Source organism: Ruegeria sp., from assembly GCF_965243365.1.
Lineage (GTDB): Bacteria > Pseudomonadota > Alphaproteobacteria > Rhodobacterales > Rhodobacteraceae > Ruegeria.
This window is the reverse complement of the sequence record NZ_CBDEUW010000002.1, coordinates 1387921-1404227: the sequence shown is the minus strand read 5'-3', so window position 1 is coordinate 1404227 and position 16307 is coordinate 1387921. Positions and strand designations below refer to the sequence as shown.

At 59.3% G+C, this 16307-nt stretch carries 13 protein-coding genes; 8 read left to right on the top strand and 5 right to left on the bottom strand.

Features of this window, described 5'->3' with window-relative positions; all coding sequences use genetic code 11:
- The first annotated feature begins 28 nt into the window (after nt 1-28).
- Nucleotides 29-493, top strand: coding sequence for a DUF1203 domain-containing protein (locus ACP0GE_RS10635; RefSeq protein ID WP_424831924.1), 465 nt, complete (start codon nt 29-31; stop codon nt 491-493).
- On the opposite strand, the gene ACP0GE_RS10630 is transcribed toward ACP0GE_RS10635, so the two are convergent.
- The gene (locus tag ACP0GE_RS10630) at nt 490-1482 is read right to left on the bottom strand and encodes an ABC transporter ATP-binding protein (protein WP_424833838.1); all 993 of its coding nucleotides are present in this window, start codon (nt 1480-1482) and stop codon (nt 490-492) included. The two genes, ACP0GE_RS10635 and ACP0GE_RS10630, sit on opposite strands and share 4 nt — an antisense overlap.
- Before the next feature lie 87 nt (nt 1483-1569).
- On the opposite strand from ACP0GE_RS10630, the gene ACP0GE_RS10625 reads away from it, so the two are divergent.
- Nucleotides 1570-1749 (top strand): zinc-finger domain-containing protein, encoded by a 180-nt coding sequence (locus ACP0GE_RS10625; RefSeq protein WP_424831923.1) that lies wholly within the window; start codon nt 1570-1572, stop codon nt 1747-1749.
- Nucleotides 1750-1876: 127 nt separating this feature from the next.
- A complete protein-coding gene (gene polA, locus ACP0GE_RS10620; protein WP_424831922.1) occupies nt 1877-4678 on the top strand; it encodes a DNA polymerase I in 2802 nt (933 codons plus the stop codon).
- A 42-nt stretch (nt 4679-4720) separates the two neighbouring features.
- On the opposite strand, the gene ACP0GE_RS10615 is transcribed toward polA, so the two are convergent.
- The 3 genes from ACP0GE_RS10615 to ACP0GE_RS10605 form a co-directional block, all read right to left on the bottom strand.
- A complete protein-coding gene (locus ACP0GE_RS10615; RefSeq protein WP_424831921.1) occupies nt 4721-4951 on the bottom strand; it encodes a DUF2798 domain-containing protein in 231 nt (76 codons plus the stop codon).
- 74 nt (nt 4952-5025) lie between these two features.
- Nucleotides 5026-5781, bottom strand: a complete 756-nt coding sequence (locus ACP0GE_RS10610) for a hydroxypyruvate isomerase family protein (protein WP_424831920.1) — start codon at nt 5779-5781, stop codon at nt 5026-5028.
- Nucleotides 5782-5921: 140 nt separating this feature from the next.
- On the bottom strand, nt 5922-6500 hold the full coding sequence (locus ACP0GE_RS10605) for a DUF1285 domain-containing protein (RefSeq protein WP_424831919.1): 579 nt from the start codon (nt 6498-6500) through the stop codon (nt 5922-5924).
- A 64-nt stretch (nt 6501-6564) separates the two neighbouring features.
- Here ACP0GE_RS10605 and ACP0GE_RS10600 point away from each other — a divergent pair, with 64 nt between their 5' ends.
- The 5 genes from ACP0GE_RS10600 to ACP0GE_RS10580 are packed head-to-tail and all read left to right on the top strand — an operon-like array spanning nt 6565 to nt 15518.
- Nucleotides 6565-7572, top strand: a complete 1008-nt coding sequence (locus tag ACP0GE_RS10600; RefSeq protein ID WP_424831918.1) for an AAA family ATPase — start codon at nt 6565-6567, stop codon at nt 7570-7572.
- Nucleotides 7569-8444 carry a DUF58 domain-containing protein gene (locus tag ACP0GE_RS10595; RefSeq protein WP_424831917.1) on the top strand — a complete coding sequence of 292 codons (876 nt, stop codon included), beginning with the start codon at nt 7569-7571 and terminating at the stop codon, nt 8442-8444. Before ACP0GE_RS10600 ends, ACP0GE_RS10595 begins: the two co-directional genes overlap by 4 nt.
- Nucleotides 8441-11203 carry a DUF4159 domain-containing protein gene (locus tag ACP0GE_RS10590; protein WP_424831916.1) on the top strand — a complete coding sequence of 921 codons (2763 nt, stop codon included), beginning with the start codon at nt 8441-8443 and terminating at the stop codon, nt 11201-11203. Before ACP0GE_RS10595 ends, ACP0GE_RS10590 begins: the two co-directional genes overlap by 4 nt.
- Nucleotides 11200-13242 (top strand): DUF7408 domain-containing protein, encoded by a 2043-nt coding sequence (locus ACP0GE_RS10585; protein ID WP_424831915.1) that lies wholly within the window; start codon nt 11200-11202, stop codon nt 13240-13242. The genes ACP0GE_RS10590 and ACP0GE_RS10585 overlap by 4 nt, the downstream gene beginning before the upstream one ends.
- 56 nt (nt 13243-13298) lie before the next feature.
- Nucleotides 13299-15518, top strand: coding sequence for a response regulator (locus tag ACP0GE_RS10580; protein WP_424831914.1), 2220 nt, complete (start codon nt 13299-13301; stop codon nt 15516-15518).
- On the opposite strand, the gene yaaA is transcribed toward ACP0GE_RS10580, so the two are convergent.
- Nucleotides 15509-16279, bottom strand: a complete 771-nt coding sequence (gene yaaA / locus ACP0GE_RS10575; protein WP_424831913.1) for a peroxide stress protein YaaA — start codon at nt 16277-16279, stop codon at nt 15509-15511. The genes ACP0GE_RS10580 and yaaA overlap by 10 nt on opposite strands.
- Nucleotides 16280-16307 lie beyond the last annotated feature (28 nt).

The following is a 16307-nucleotide window of genomic DNA, read 5'->3' as shown; positions in this document are numbered from 1 at the left end:
GCATGGTCGGGCAAAAAGGAGACCGAAAATGTTCAAGATCACCGCTTTACCCACCAGCGAAGTACGCGCCCTTCAGGCGGGCGGCCTTGATGCCTATGGTGCTACGCCCGAGCGAGCTGTTTCGACAGGCGCAGGTAACCCATGTCGCCATTGTTTGCAGAATATCCCCGAGGGACAGGACATGTTAATTCTGGCCCATCGGCCCTTTTTAGAGTCACATCCTTACGCCGAAACAGGCCCGATCTTTCTATGTGCCGCACATTGTGAACGGTATGAAGGCGCAGAGCTGCCCGAGATTCTGACCACCTCGCCGGACTATCTGATCAAGGGGTATGGGACGGATGATCGGATCGTCTATGGCACCGGGGCGATCACACCTACGGATCAGATTGGTGCAAAAGTCAGGGATATCTTTGCCCGCCCGGATATTGCTTATATTCACGTCCGGTCTGCACGTAACAATTGCTATCAGGCGCGGATTGACCGGGCCTAGAGTTTGACCCGATGCATCCCCCGGCGCGGCTGGTCCTGATCATTCGTCGGCAGGTCATCCGCGTGGGATGATGTCAGCGCAAGGAAAATGTCTTCCAGATCGGCTTCCTCTGTTCGGACGTCGCGAATACGGATATTGGCGGCGCGGACGGATTCCAGAACCTGCTCGGCGCTGGTCTGCGCACTGCGGTATTGCAGCACAAGGCTGCCATCGTCGCGCAGGGTGGCCTCGACACCTTCGGTTGCGGGAAGGTCCGTAATCGGGCTGTCGGGCACGATCACCATTGTCCGGCTGTCCATCCGGCCCAAAAGGTTGGCCGTGCTGTCCTGTGCGATCTTTTCGCCGTGGTTGATGATGGCGATCTCGTCGCACATCTCTTGCGCTTCTTCCAGATAGTGGGTGGTCAGGATGATGGTCATGCCCTGTTCATTTAGCTTGCGGACATTGGTCCAAAGCATCTGCCGCAGTTCGATATCCACGCCAGCCGTGGGTTCGTCCAAGACAAGAATCTTCGGATGATGGACCAGCGCCTTGGCCAGCAGCAGCCGCCGCCGCATCCCGCCCGAGAGAGTGCGGGCATAAGCCTCGGCCTTGTCGCTGAGGCCGACCAGTTCGAGGATCTCATCGCTGCGGCGTTCCGATTTCGGCACACCATAAAGACCCGCCTGCACCTCCAGCGCGCCGCGCGGGGTAAAGAACGGGTCCAGGTTCAGCTCTTGCGGCATGACGCCAATGGCGGCGCGGGACTGGCGCGGGTTGCGGTCCTGATCGAAGCCCCAGATCGAGACGTGGCCTGAGGTCTTCACCACCAGACCGGCAAGGATGTTGATCAGCGTTGATTTTCCGGCCCCGTTCGGCCCCAACAAACCAAAGACCGAGCCACGCGGGATGGTCAGATCAATCCCCTTCAGCGCCTGCTTCTCGGGTTGACCCTTACTGCCACGATAGGTTTTGCGCAGCCCTTCGATCCTGATTGCCGCATCGCTCATGTGGCTCTTGCCCCCGGTTTGCTCATCGCTCATAAACGCACCTAATACATGCCCGCGAGGCCGACAACCGAAGAAGGATCGCCAGCCGTGACCATCGAAGCGCCGGAAACCAAGATCGTCGAGACCACCCGTGTCGCCTGTGATGGTGGCGAAGGTGCATTGGGCCATCCGCGCGTCTGGTTGCAGATCCCCGAGGATATCGGCTGGGTCGAATGTCCTTATTGCGACTGCAAATATGTGCTGGCCGGGCGTGAAGCAGAGGCCTAAGCGCGTGCGGCCCACACTGGGCATTGAGTATTTTTGAAAAGATGAAGTTTGTGGCCCTGGTGCGGGTGGTTCTGCCGTCGCACCCATGGCATTAATGTTGTCGGATCAGATCGGGAGAGGGCGCAAGATGACCATGAATTTCGGAAAAGGGTGTCACCTGCATCTGATTGACGGATCGGCGTTCATCTTTCGGGCTTATCACGCGCTGCCTCCGTTGACGCGGAAATCCGATGGATTGCCGATTGGGGCCGTTTCGGGGTTCTGCAATATGCTGCAGAAATACGTCGAGGGGAACGCGGGGGCGGATGCGCCGACTCATGTGGCGGTGATCTTTGACAAGGGCTCGCACACGTTCCGCAATGATCTGTATGACCTTTACAAGGCCAATCGTGAGGCGATGCCCGAGGATTTGCGCCCGCAGATGCCGCTGACGCGCGAGGCGACCAAAGCCTTCAACATCGCCTGTAAAGAGCTTGAGGGGTACGAGGCTGACGACATCATTGCGACTCTGGCCGTTCAGGCGCGGGATGCTGGGGGGCGCGTGACTATTGTAAGCTCGGATAAAGACTTGATGCAGCTGGTCGGTGACGGCGTGGAAATGCTGGACGCGATGAAGAACAAGCGGATCGACCGGGATGGCGTGATTGAGAAGTTCGGCGTCGGGCCGGAACGGGTGGTGGATGTTCAGGCGCTGGCCGGGGATTCGGTGGACAATGTGCCCGGTGCACCGGGGATCGGGGTCAAGACTGCCGCTTTGCTGATCAACGAATACGGTGATCTGGAGACGCTGCTGGACCGTGCGGACGAGATCAAGCAGCCCAAGCGTCGCCAAACTCTGATCGAAAAACGCGACCAGATCGAGCTGTCGAAGAAGCTGGTGCAGCTGGATGAGAATACGCCGCTGGATTTCACTTTGGACGATCTTGAGGTGAAAGACCCAGAGCCGGAGACCCTGCTTGGTTTCCTGGCAGAGATGGAGTTCCGCACCCTCACCAAGCGCATCGCCGACAAGTTGGGGGCCGAGGCTCCGGTGATTGCCGATGCGCCAGCGCCTGTGGTCGAGGAGGTTGAGGCCGAGGTCATCCCCTTCGACGCGTCCAAATACGAATGCGTGCGGGATGCGGTTGCTTTGCAGAAGTGGATTGATCAGGCCTACGAGCGAGGCTGGGTTGCTGTTGATACCGAGACAACTGGCCTGAACGAGATGATCGCTGATCTGGTCGGTATTTCACTGTGTATTGAACCAGGTGAGGCCTGTTACATCCCGTTGACTCACCGGGAGAGCGCCAGCGATGACCTGTTCGGCTCGGACGCGCTGGCCGAGGGGCAGATGCCGGTGGAAGAGGCTCTAAATCTGCTGAAACCGATGTTCCAGGACCCGTCGATCCTGAAAATCGGGCAGAACATGAAATACGATGCCAAGATATTTGCACGCCATGGCATCGACGTGGCCCCGATCGACGACACGATGCTGATGTCTTATGCCATGCATGGTGGTGAGCATGGGCATGGGATGGATACGCTGTCCGAGCGCTATCTGAGCCACACACCAATTCCGATCAAACCGCTGCTGGGTTCGGGAAAATCGGCGATCACCTTCGACAAGGTGGCGGTGGATGAGGCCACGGCTTATGCCGCCGAGGATGCGGATATCACGCTGCGCCTGTGGAAGCTGTTTAAACCGCAACTGCATCAGGTGCAGGTCACGACGGTTTATGAAACGCTCGAACGCCCGTTGGTGCCAGTTTTGGCCGAGATGGAGATGCATGGCATCAAAGTCGACCGCGATGTTCTGAGCCGCATGTCCAATGCGTTTGCCCAAAAAATGGCTGGGTTAGAGGCTGATATCCACGAACTGGCTGGTGAGAACTTCAATGTCGGATCGCCCGCGCAACTGGGGGAAATCCTGTTCGACAAGATGGGGCTTGAGGGCGGCAAGAAGGGGAAAACCGGGAAATATTCGACCGGAGCGGACGTTCTGGAAGACCTTGCGACCGAGCATGAATTGCCGCGCCGGGTGCTGGACTGGCGGCAACTGTCCAAGCTGAAATCGACCTACACGGATGCTTTGCAGACCCATATCAACCCCGATACCGGGCGGGTGCATACGTCTTATTCCATCACCGGGGCCAGCACAGGCCGTCTGGCGTCGACCGATCCGAACCTGCAGAACATTCCGGTGCGCACCGAAGAAGGGCGGCGCATTCGTGAGGCGTTTATTGCCGAACCGGGGAACGTGCTGGTCAGTCTCGACTACAGTCAGATCGAACTGCGGATATTGGCGCATATCGCCGGGATAGATGCTCTGAAACAGGCGTTCTCGGACGGGTTGGACATTCACGCGATGACCGCGTCCGAGATGTTTGACGTCCCGCTGGATGAGATGACGCCAGACATTCGCCGTCAGGCCAAGGCGATCAACTTTGGCGTGATTTATGGCATCTCAGGCTTTGGTCTGGCGCGCAATCTGCGCATTCCGCGGGCCGAGGCACAGGGGTTCATCGATCGCTATTTCGAACGGTTCCCGGGCATCCGGCGCTATATGGACGACACAGTCGCCTTTGCCAAAGAGAATGGCTATGTTCAGACTCTATTCGGGCGCAAAATTCATACGCCCGAGATCAATGCCAAAGGTCCGCATGCGGGCTTCTCGCGCCGGGCGGCGATCAATGCTCCGATCCAGGGGACAGCGGCGGATGTGATCAGGCGGGCGATGGTGCGGATGCCTGATGCGATCAACGGCCTGTCTGCCAAGATGCTTTTGCAGGTGCACGACGAATTGTTGTTCGAAGTGGCAGAAGATGCGGTTGATCAGGTGGTTGAAACTGCGCGCGCGGTCATGGAAGGCGCCTCGGACCCGGCGGTGAAACTGGATGTGAAACTTGTTGTTGATGCCGGACAGGGTGCGAATTGGGCCGAAGCGCATTAGGGGCGCTGCTCATCAGGCCCGGCGGGCCATCTTCGCAGCGGGTCAGTCCTGCGGACGGACCAATCGGTTGACCAGACGTTGCACCGACGGTCCCAACACTAGGATAACGGTAAAGGCAATGGGCCAGCAGAAAGCCCAGGACGCCATCCAGTCGCCCAAGGTGCCTGGCCCCATCCCGATAGCTTTGACTGTGGCAATCCCTGTTACGATACAGGACATCAGCCCCGACATGATCAGACTGAACAAAGCGCGGGCGTATCGGGAAGGGATCATATGCGGTCGTCCTGATGGTGGAGTCGCCCCGACCTTCGTCATTTTCGCAGCAAATGCCAGCAAAAACGCCTGATTCAAGCCCTTATCCAGCCCAAAGTGTCGATCGTACGCGGTAAGGAAGGCGTGTATTCTGCACTGACCCAGCCTGCATAACCGCTGTCATCCATGGCGTCGAACAGGGCCTGGAAATCCGTGGGTCCGCGCCCAGGTTCCGAGCGATCCGGGGCCGCGCCGATCTGGGCGTGCGTGATCCGATCCTTATGGGTTTTCCACACTTCAATCGCATTTCCGTGGATCATGTGGGCATGAAAACTGTCATATTGCAGCCCGACATTTGGGCGATCCACGCGATCCAGAATTTCGGCTGCCAGATCATAACTGTTCAGAAAGTAATCGGGCTGCGAAATTGGATTCAGCGGCTCGATTGTAAACTGCTGTTTCGGCGCAGAATCTGCGGCCCATTGCAGGTTGCGTACAAAGGTATCTGCCGCCTCTGGCCCCGATACATACCCGGCCATAACGTGAATCAGACCAGGGCGCAGCACATCGGCATAGCGCATGACCCGTTTGATGTCGGATTGGAAACGCGCTTGACCGCCGGGAACCGCCGCGTATCCGGGGGTGCCGCCGGTGTAGTTCGGTGGGGGCGCGTTGATCAGGACGAGCTTTAGCCCGTGAGAGAGCAGCGCCCGCCGCGTGTCCTTGGCGGCCAGTTCGTAAGGGAACAGGATTTCGACCGCTTTGAAACCAGCCTGTGCGGCTGCCGGAAATCGGTCAAGATAAGGTAGCTCGGCAAACAGCAGCGAGATGTTGGCGGCAAATCGGGGCATAAGCGGTCTCGGGTCGTTGGTATTGCAAGCTTAGCCGTTGGTCTCGGGCGTCGAAAGAGGACGGAACAGAACAGATTGTCGAAAATTGAGTGGATAGTGCCTGCGACTTCGACGTGTGCGGAGGCACCGAAACGGGCCTGTTATTCCGACAATTGATCAGACTGGATCAAAGGAAAGAACTGCCCGTCGGACCAGACTCCAAACCATCCATCGTGCTCTGTGCCGATATCCACCAGCCGGTAAAAGCTTTTGCGGTCAATGCGCGCCTCAAGGTTTGCGCGGATCAATATGTAGGGTGCCGGTTCTTCTGTTTCGGGATCGATGACAACGCGGATCGGGTGTTCTGTCCCGGCCGAGGCCGTATCGCCGACCTGAGTGGTAAAGGTCAGCGACTGCGCGTCTCCGTCTCTGGTCCGATCAAAGTCGACGGCCAGGAAGGGGGCGTCCTCAACGGTGATTCCCACCTTTTCAACCGGGGTCACGAGGTAAAATTTGTCACCTTCTTTCTTAAGAATTGACGAAAAAAGCTTCACCAGCTCGAAACGGTTGATGGGCGACCCTAGGTAACTCCAGGTGCCATCTTTGGCGATATGGATGTCCAGATCGCCGCAAAACGGAGGATTCCAGAGGTGAACGGGCGGCAAACCCTTGGTTTTGGTCGCTTTGACTGATGCCGCCAAACCATCCGGTGACGGTTTCACAGGTTTTTGTCCGCTCATTGCTTTTGCCATTTCCTCTCAGCGCGATACACTTCAATCATAATAGTCCACGGAAGGGAAAGTCATGACGGAACCCGCCGACCTCATAGCCGAGATCGAAGCGCTGGAAAACAAGCTGCAAGAGGCCAAGGCCTCGATCACCCGCCGCTTTATCGGGCAGGAAAGGGTTGTGGACCTGACCCTGGCCGCATTGCTGTGCGGCGGTCACGCGCTGCTGATTGGTTTGCCGGGGCTGGGCAAGACGCGACTGGTCGAGACGCTGTCGACCGTGATGGGGCTGCACGGCAACCGGATCCAGTTCACCCCCGACCTGATGCCTGCGGATATCTTGGGGTCAGAAGTTCTGGACACTGCCGATGATGGCTCGCGTCATTTCCGCTTCATTTCCGGCCCGATTTTTTGTCAGTTGCTGATGGCAGATGAAATCAACCGCGCCAGCCCGCGGACGCAATCCGCCTTGTTGCAAGCGATGCAAGAGCGGACCGTAACCGTAGCGGGCGAGGATCGGTCGCTGGGTGTGCCGTTCCATGTCCTGGCGACACAAAACCCGATCGAGCAGGAAGGCACCTATCCGCTGCCCGAAGCTCAGTTGGACCGGTTCCTGGTTCAGATTGATGTAGAGTACCCTGATCGCCAGACCGAGCGGGACATTCTGCTGGCCACAACCGGTGTGGAAGAGGAAGAGGCGCACGAGATTTTCACCAAAGAGGAACTGCTGGCGGCGCAGGTTCTGTTGCGCCGCATGCCGGTGGGTGACTCGGTTGTTGAACTGATCCTTGATCTGGTCCGGGCTTTCCGTCCTGAAGAAGAGGGTGTGTCAGAACGTGTCGCTGAAACCGTGGCCTGGGGTCCTGGCCCACGGGCGGCGCAGGCCTTGATGATGACGGTCCGCGCGCGGGCGATGTTGCAGGGACGACTGGCACCGAATGCCGAAGATGTTTTGGATATGGCCCGTCCGGTGCTCAGCCACCGGATGGCGCTGAACTTTGCAGCACGGGCGCGCGGTGACAGCCTGGCCGATCTGATCGAAACCACTGCCAATGGGTTGATCCGCACCGAGGCCGCGGCGTGAATGCGGCGCTGACCCTTCGCGAAAGATCCGAGGCCGAAGCGTCTCGGCTGCCGCCTTTGTTGGCGCGGGCGGAACACTTGGCTGGAACGGTTTTGCTGGGTGACCATGGGCGGCGACGCTCGGGGCTTGGGGATGATTTCTGGCAGTATCGGCCTGCACAGGCCGGAGACAGCCGTCGAATGATCGATCATCGCCGGTCTGCCCGTGGGGATCAGCAGTTTGTTCGGGAACGGGAATGGCAGATTGCGCAATCGGTGATGCTGTGGGTCGATCAGGGGGCGTCGATGCGTTATGCGTCCGATAGGGCACTGCCGACCAAGGCTGACCGCGCGCGCCTGCTGGGGCTGTCCACAGCCATCCTTTTGGTGCGCGGTGGTGAGCGTGTGGGCCTGACCGGCACCACCTTGCCGCCTCGGCGCGGCAATGCGCAGGTCATTCGGCTGGCGCAGGCCTGGTCCGAAGATTCCGAGATCGATTATGCCCCGCCGGAACATCGCGCCATGATCCCGCATGCACGCGCTGTGTTCATCTCAGATTTTCTGGGCCCATTGGACGAGGTTGAACTGGCGCTGACCAAGGCTGCCGACCGGGGTGTGCGTGGGGTTCTGTTGCAGGTCCTTGATCCGGGTGAAGAGGCGTTCCCCTTCAACGGGCGCACCATATTTGAAAGCGTCGGCGGCACGGTCCGCCACGAAACCCTCAAAGCCGGAGATCTTCGGGATCGGTATCTGGACCGGCTTGCAGAACGCAAGGAAGCACTGACGCAATTGTGCCGTGCGACCGGGTGGCAACTGGGTCTGCACCACACCGGGGACAGCGCGCAATCGGCTCTGTTGTGGCTCTATCGCGCGTTGGATGGGGGTGCGCAATGACGGTTTTGGCGGGTATCGGCTTTACCGCGCCCTGGGTGCTTTTGGGTCTGCTGACATTGCCGATCCTGTGGCTGATCTTGCGCGCCGTGCCACCTGCGCCGATCCGCAGGCTGTTTCCGGCGGTGACGCTGCTGTTGGGCCTGAAAGACGATGAAACTGTCTCGGACCGCACGCCGTGGTGGTTGCTTTTGCTGCGGATGCTTGCGGCAGCGGCTATTATCATCGGTCTGGCAGGGCCTGTTCTGAATCCGTCGCGGGATCAGGCCGGGACTGGCCCGCTGTTACTGGTGCTGGATGCCAGTTGGGCCGGGGCAACGCGGTGGTCGTCTACGCTGGACCAGATCGACACCCAATTGACCGAGGCCGGTCGCGCCGGTCGTCCTGTATCCATCCTGCGCCTGACCGAGCCCGAGCCGCCCATCTTCCAGTCCGCCGAGGCCTGGCGCAGCCGTTTGCCAGGGCTGGTGCCAATGCCGTGGCAGCCCTCTGACGCGCAGATCGAGGCGGCCATTGCCGCTGTGCGGGATGTATCGGGAGGATTTGAGACGCATTGGTTCAGTGATCGCCTGTCCTATCCCGGTCATGATGCGTTGCTGTCTGCCTTACGCGCGCAAGGCGCCGTGACCGTCTACAGATCACCAGCGCCCGTGTTGGCCGTTGCGCCGGCTGCCTATCAGGATGGCGCGATCCGACTGACTGCGCTGCGGGCCGAAGAAGGCCCTGCGGAATCGATTACTCTGCTGGCGCAAGGCCGCGATCCGGCGGGCATCATGCGCGTGCTGCATTCCACCGAAATGGAATTCGAAAACGGCTCTGATCAGGCCCAAACCGAGCTGTCCTTGCCATCCGAACTGCGCGCCCGGATCACGCGATTCGAGATTCAGGGCCAACGGTCCGCCGGTGCAGTTACCCTGACCGACGACAGCCTGCGGCGACGAGAGGTCGCCCTGATCGCGGGTACTCGGAACCGGGAGGGTTTGGAGTTACTGTCCCCGCTGCACTATCTGACGCAGGTTTTGATCCCGACTGCCGATTTCGTCGATGGCGGGTTGTTGGAGGTGCTGCCAGCGAATCCGGACGTTATCGTATTGGCCGACGTCGCCAAACTGTCCGATACCGAACAGGCCGAACTGGTGGAATGGGTCGAACAGGGCGGGCTGCTGCTGCGCTTTGCTGGCCCGCGGATGGCTGCAAGCGATTTGGGGCGGGATGCCGAAGACACGTTGCTGCCAGTACGCCTGCGCAGCGGCGGCCGATCGGTTGGTGGCGCGATGAGCTGGGGTGAGGCCAAAGGGCTGGCACCTTTCACCGAAGGATCGCCATTCCACGGTTTGCAGATCCCTGAAGATGTCACCGTGACGACACAGGTCATGGCGCAGCCAGACCCTAATCTGGCGGATCGTGTGATCGCATCATTGTCTGACGGCACGCCTCTGGTCACGCGCAAAGCGCTGGGGCTTGGGCAGGTGGTGCTGTTCCACGTCACCGCAGATGCGGAATGGTCCAGTTTGCCTTTGTCCGGGCTTTTTGTTGAAATGCTGGACCGGCTGGCCGTGGCTTCGGCGGCGAAATCCCGGCAGGTTGAACAGCTTCAGGGAACCACATGGGAGCCGATTCAAATATTGGACGGATTTGGTGTCCTGTCGGATGCAGGTAATCTGCCAGGGGTGGATGGGGTCAATCTGGTCTCGGCGCAGGTCGGGCCCGACTTGCGACCTGGTCTTTATGAAAGCGGTAAGCAAAAGCTGGCGCGGAATGTTCTGAACGAAGAGGCGACACTGACTCCAATCATCTGGCCTTCGGATGTTCCGATCAAGGGGCAGGAGATCAGCTCTGAAACTCCTGTCGGAGGGCTTTTGCTGAGCCTGGCTTTGATTTTGTTGACCTTGGATGTGATTGCCTCACTGGCATTGTCAGGCCGCTTGGGTTTGGCGCGGGCGACCGCCATGGCGTTGGGGGCGATGCTGATTGCGCCGCACGCGCAGGCTCAGACCCCGGACGAAACCGAGTTTGCCCTGAACTCCACGCAAGAACTTGTGTTGGCGCATGTCCTGACCGGCGATCCGCAAGTGGATGACATAGCGCTGGCGGGTCTGCGCGGGTTGCGACAGACGCTGTTCTATCGCACCTCAGTGGAACCCGCTGACCCGGTTGGGGTCGATCTGGAACGGGATGAGCTTGCCTTTTTTCCGCTGCTCTATTGGCCAATCACACCGGAGCAACCGCAGCCTTCCGTCGAAGCATATGCCAAACTGAATGCGTATCTGCGGTCGGGTGGCATGATCCTGTTCGACACCCGCGACGCGAATATCGCCGGGTTCGGGGCTTCCAGTGCGAATGGACGCAAGCTGCAACAATTGGCGGCACCCCTGAATATCCCATCGTTAGAGCCGATACCGCGTGACCACGTGCTGACGCGGGCGTTCTATCTTTTGCAGGACTTCCCGGGCCGACATGCAGGCACCGAGGTCTGGGTCGAGGCTGCGCCTCTGGATGCGGAACAGATCGAGGGGATGCCCTTTCGCAACCTCAATGACAACGTGACGCCGGTTGTGATCGGGGGCAATGACTGGGCCGGGGCCTGGGCCGTGGATCGCAACGGGCAGGCGCTGTTGCCGGTTGGGCGCGGCTATGCGGGCGAACGGCAGCGCGAACTGGCCAATCGTTTCGGTGTTAATCTGGTGATGCATGTGCTGACCGGGAATTATAAGTCCGATCAGGTTCACGTGCCCGCCCTCCTGGACAGGTTGGGACAATGACCGGAACCGTCATTTTCGATCCACTCATCCCCTGGCCTGTTCTGGCTGCGGTTGCAGCCGTTGCAGTTGGTGGAGTTATTCTGGCCCTGTGGCGCGGGCTGTCCGGCTGGGCGTTGCGCGGGTTGGCCGCCCTTGTCGTGATCGCCGCGCTGACAGGCCCCGTTTACCAGATCGAGGATCGCGCGCCGCTGACGGATATCGTTCTGATGATCGAAGACGAAAGCGCCAGCCAGTCATTGTCGGACCGCGCTGAACAGACCGCCCAGGCTGCCGATGAGCTGGCGGCTGAGATCGAAAGCCGCGACAACACCGAACTGCGTCGCATTCAGGTCGGCGATGGTGACGGCGACGAAGGTACTCAGGTCATGTCGGCGTTGAATGCCGCATTGGCCGAAGAGCCGCGCGCGCGGATTGCAGGCATCCTCGTGGTTTCGGACGGCATCGTGCATGATGTCGATCAGGCCCCCGACCTGCCCGCGCCGATGCATCTGCTGCAAACCGGACGCGAAGCCGATTGGGATCGCCGCCTGATCGTCAGCAACGCTCCGGCCTTTGCCATCATCGGTGAACCGGTGACCCTGACATTGCGGGTTGAAGACAGCGGGGCAACGCCTGCCGGGGCCATCACGGCCCCCTTGGAAATCTCAGTGGACGGTGGCGAGCCGGAAAGCTTTGCCATGCCAATCGGAGCCGATATCGAGGTGCCGATCACTCTGCCCCATGGCGGGCGCAACGTCATCCAGTTCACTGTGCCGCAAGCCGAAGGTGAGCTGACCGATCGCAACAACACCGCGCTGATTCAGATCAACGGCGTGCGCGACCGGTTGCGCGTTCTGTTGGTCTCGGGCGAGCCGCATCCGGGTGGACGCACATGGCGCAATTTGCTGAAATCCGACAGTTCGGTCGATCTGGTGCATTTCACCATTCTGCGCCCGCCCGAGAAACAGGATGGCGTTCCGGTAGACGAACTCTCGCTGATTGCTTTCCCCACGCGCGAGCTGTTTCTTGAGAAGATCAACGATTTCGACCTGATCATCTTTGACCGGTACAAACGGCGCGGCATTCTGCCGGCGATCTATCTGGATAACGTCACGAACTATATCAACGACGGCGGTGCGGTTCTGGTCGCCGCCGGTCCCGATTTTGCCTCGGCGGACAGTATCTTCCGTTCACCGCTTGCGCCGCTGTTGCCTGCGCAACCTACGGCGCGGGTGATCGAGGAGCGCTATGTTCCCGTTGTTTCGGATCTGGGTCAGCGCCATCCGGTCACAACCGATCTGGGTGACCCTGACACTTGGGGTGCGTGGTTGCGCCAGGTCGATGTGAGTCATCGCACCGGCGAAGTGTTGATGACCGGGGTCGAGGAGCGACCTTTGCTGGTTCTGGACCGCGTTGGCGAAGGGCGCGTGGCGCTGTTGGCCTCGGATCATGCGTGGTTGTGGAGCCGCGGTTTTGAAGGAGGTGGCCCGCAGCTGGAACTGTTGCGCCGTCTGGCCCACTGGATGATGAAAGAACCCGAGCTTGAGGAAGAGGCGCTGTGGGCCGAAGCCACTGGCCAGTCGATGCGCATCATTCGCCAAACCCTGAGCGATGAGGTGGGGGCAGTGACCGTAACACGACCAAACGGTGACACTTTGCAGATCGAATTGCAGGAAGTATCGCCGGGCCGGTTCGAAGCGCAGTATTTTGGCCCGGAAATTGGCCTCTATCGTTTGCAGGAGGGTGAACATTCCGCCGTGATCGGCCTTGGCCCGGCAGCGCCGAAAGAGTTCGAGCGCACAATTGCCACTGATGACGTTCTGGAACCGGTTTTGGCCAGTCTGCGCGGCGGTACAATCCGGGTTGAAGACGGCCTGCCCGCAATCCGCAACGTCCGGGTCGGGCGACCGGCAGCCGGACGCGGGTGGATCGGGCTGACCCCGCGCAACGCTTATGAAACGCGGGATGTCACCCAGGCGGGTCTGTTGCCACCCTGGCTGGTTCTCCTGCTGGCCGGTGGGTTCCTTGTGGCGGGATGGCTGCGCGAGGGACGGCATTAAGCACTTTTTCATTGGCCGCAGGGATGCTGTGCACAAACAGCTCCGGAAAACCAGTGATGAGCCTTGCAGAAAAACTTGCCCAGGAACGGCGCGCTCGTTTGGCGGCCGAGCGGATGTTGCACCTGAAACAGGCGGAATTGTCGGCGGCAAACCGTAAACTGGGCCGCCACGCCCTGGCATTGTCGCGTCAGATTGGCGAAACGCAGGCCGAGGTTGAAACGGTGCGCGGTGAAAACGAGAAGGTCAAGTCCGACCTGACCGTCGCCAACGCCAAGATCGAATTGGCCGAACGGCGGTTGTGGCATTCGATTCAGACCATACAGGACGGCTTTGCCTTTTTCGACGAAAACAGCCAGTTGATCAGCGCCAACACCGCTTATCTGAGCGTGTTCGAAGGCCTTGATGAAGTGGTCCCGGGGATTGAATACAAGCGCATCCTAGAGCTGCTGACGGATGAAGGCATCGTGGATATCGGGGCTGAACCCGTCACCGACTGGCAGGCAAACATGCTGGCCCGATGGTCCAGCGCCACGCCCGAGCCGGTGGTGATCCAGTTGTGGAATGGTGAGTATATCAAGCTTATCGATCAGCGTGGCAGTGGTGGCGATGTCGTCAGTCTGGCTTTGAACATCACTGCATCCGTCCGGCACGAGGCCGAGTTGCATGCCGCCCGCGAACGGGCCGAGGCCGCAAACCGTGCCAAGTCCGCCTTCCTGGCCAATATGAGTCATGAAATCCGCACGCCCATGAACGGTGTCGTCGGAATGGCCGAGCTTTTGACCGAGACCCCTTTGAGTGACGAGCAGAAGGCCTACGTCAACACGATCCGTCATTCGGGCGAGGCGTTGCTGGTGATCATTAATGACGTGTTGGACTATTCCAAGATCGAGGCAGGCAAGCTGACGCTGCATCCCGAGCAGTTCGATCTGGAGCGGTGTATCCTTGAGGTGGCGATGCTGTTGCAGCCCAGTGTGCGGGACAAGGGGCTGACACTGTTGGTCGATTACGATCTGTTTCTGCCCACGCTGTTTATTGGCGACCCGGGGCGGGTGCGCCAGATCATGACAAATCTGGTGGGTAACGCGGTCAAGTTCACCTCGGACGGGCATGTGCTGATCCGAGTAACCGGGGTGCCGAATGGTGAAAACCAAAACTGCGATATTCACATTGCAATCGAAGACACAGGGATCGGGATCGAAGTCGATAAAATCCCGTATGTTTTTGGCGAGTTCAATCAGGTCGAGGATGAGCAAAACCGCCAATTCGAAGGCACGGGTCTGGGGTTGGCGATCACCAAGCGCCTGATCACGATGATGGGTGGAAAAGTCTGGGTAGAAAGCGAATTGGGCAGAGGTTCCTGTTTTGGCTTCCGCATTTCCCTTCCCACGGTCGAAGGGGCACAACCCAGCCCGCCCAATCTTGCGGGACGTCTGCATCATGTGATGATCGTCGATGATCTGGCCGTAAACTGCGCCATCCTGACCAAACAATTAGGGCGATTGGGGTCTCGGGTGACCGTGTGCAGTACCGGGGGTGAGGCGCTGAAAATTCTGGATGAAACGATTGATCTTGTACTTTGTGATCAGGATCTCCCGGATATGAGTGGGGTCGAGCTTGCCTCAACGCTACGGGAACGGGGGTGGGGTGATCTGCCAATCGTGGTGATGTCGTCCAATCCCGGTGCGATCCACGCCGACCCGGCGCATCGATTGATCGAAGGCGTATTGCAGAAACCCATTCCACGGGCCGAACTGTATTCGCGGCTTATGGCGCTAGGCGGTTCGGTGTTTGGCAATAAGGATCACGCTGTTCCGGGCACGCCAGCTGATCCTCCGGTGGTACAGGACCCGAGCCAAAGGTGCATGCGCGTTCTCGCGGCCGAGGATAATCGAACCAATCAACTGATCCTGAAAAAGATGACAAAGGATCTGAATATCGATCTGAGATTTGTGTCCAACGGGCTTGAGGCGATTGAGGCCCATATGGAATTCGCCCCTGACCTGATCTTCATGGATATTTCGATGCCAAAGATGGATGGAAAAGAGGCAACCGCCGAGATACGGCGGCGCGAGATCGGAGCCGGTCAAAGAACGCCAATCGTTGCCCTGACAGCGCATGCCATGAAGGGCGATGATCAAGGCATTCTGGCGGCAGGGCTGGACTATTACCTGACCAAACCCCTGCAAAAAAGACTGATCCTGCAAATGATCCGGGATCACTCGCCCCCTGACACGCAACCCGTTTTCCCGGGCAAGGGTGAAGGTGATCAGGCCTGATAGGGCCTCACAAAAACGGGTCGGTCTGTTTCGGACAGGTCGGCACGATATTCATAGCCACCGCTGTCGAAATCCAGCACGCCAGCCGGGTCGGTCAGGCGGTGTTGGATGATGTATCGCGCCATGGCACCACGCGCTTTCTTCGCAAAGAAGCTGACGATTTTTGGCGTGCCGCCTTTGTCTTCCATGAAAACGGGGGTTACGACGTTCAGCTTCAGAGCTTTGGGATCGACGGCCCCAAAATATTCCTGACTGGCGCAGTTCACCAGAACGTCGCTGCCAATTTCAGCGGCTTGCTTGTTCAGAGCCTTGCTCAGCTGATCGCGCCAATATTCATACAGGTTCTTCCCGCGCCGGGTTTTCAGCCTGCTGCCCATCTCTAGCCGATAGGGTTGAATGGCGTCCAACGGGCGCAAGACGCCGTAAAGGCCGGATAGAATGCGCAAGTGATCCTGTGCCCAGGCAATCTCGTCATCATCCAACGAGCCCGCCTCTAGCCCCTGGTAGGTATCCCCGGCAAAGGCAAGCGCGGCAGGGCGGGTCGCGTTGGCGTCAGGCGTATCCGAAAACGTGCGATAGCGGTCCCGGTTCAACCGGGCCAGATCGTCGCTGAGGTCCATCAGTTTCTTGAGATCGCCCAGGGTCAGGTTCTTTGCGGTTTTTGACAATCGGATTGCGTCGTCCTGAAAATCCGGTTGTGTGACCTCGTGATCGCGCTCTGCCCAATCCAGCCGCTTGGCCGGGGAAATCACTACCAGCATATTCGCCCTCGTTCCTTGCCTGTCTTGC

What these genes read in the sequence shown, in the direction of transcription:
- yaaA (WP_424831913.1), bottom strand. Translation starts at nt 16,279, where the DNA reads ATGCTGGTAGTGATTTCCCCGGCCAAGCGGCTGGATTGGGCAGAGCGC.
- ACP0GE_RS10610 (WP_424831920.1), bottom strand. Translation starts at nt 5,781, where the DNA reads ATGCCCCGATTTGCCGCCAACATCTCGCTGCTGTTTGCCGAGCTACCT.
- ACP0GE_RS10590 (WP_424831916.1), top strand. Translation starts at nt 8,441, where the DNA reads ATGACGGTTTTGGCGGGTATCGGCTTTACCGCGCCCTGGGTGCTTTTG.
- ACP0GE_RS10600 (WP_424831918.1), top strand. Translation starts at nt 6,565, where the DNA reads ATGACGGAACCCGCCGACCTCATAGCCGAGATCGAAGCGCTGGAAAAC.
- ACP0GE_RS10615 (WP_424831921.1), bottom strand. Translation starts at nt 4,951, where the DNA reads ATGATCCCTTCCCGATACGCCCGCGCTTTGTTCAGTCTGATCATGTCG.
- ACP0GE_RS10580 (WP_424831914.1), top strand. Translation starts at nt 13,299, where the DNA reads ATGAGCCTTGCAGAAAAACTTGCCCAGGAACGGCGCGCTCGTTTGGCG.
- ACP0GE_RS10605 (WP_424831919.1), bottom strand. Translation starts at nt 6,500, where the DNA reads ATGAGCGGACAAAAACCTGTGAAACCGTCACCGGATGGTTTGGCGGCA.
- polA (WP_424831922.1), top strand. Translation starts at nt 1,877, where the DNA reads ATGACCATGAATTTCGGAAAAGGGTGTCACCTGCATCTGATTGACGGA.
- ACP0GE_RS10635 (WP_424831924.1), top strand. Translation starts at nt 29, where the DNA reads ATGTTCAAGATCACCGCTTTACCCACCAGCGAAGTACGCGCCCTTCAG.
- ACP0GE_RS10585 (WP_424831915.1), top strand. Translation starts at nt 11,200, where the DNA reads ATGACCGGAACCGTCATTTTCGATCCACTCATCCCCTGGCCTGTTCTG.
- ACP0GE_RS10630 (WP_424833838.1), bottom strand. Translation starts at nt 1,482, where the DNA reads ATGAGCGATGCGGCAATCAGGATCGAAGGGCTGCGCAAAACCTATCGT.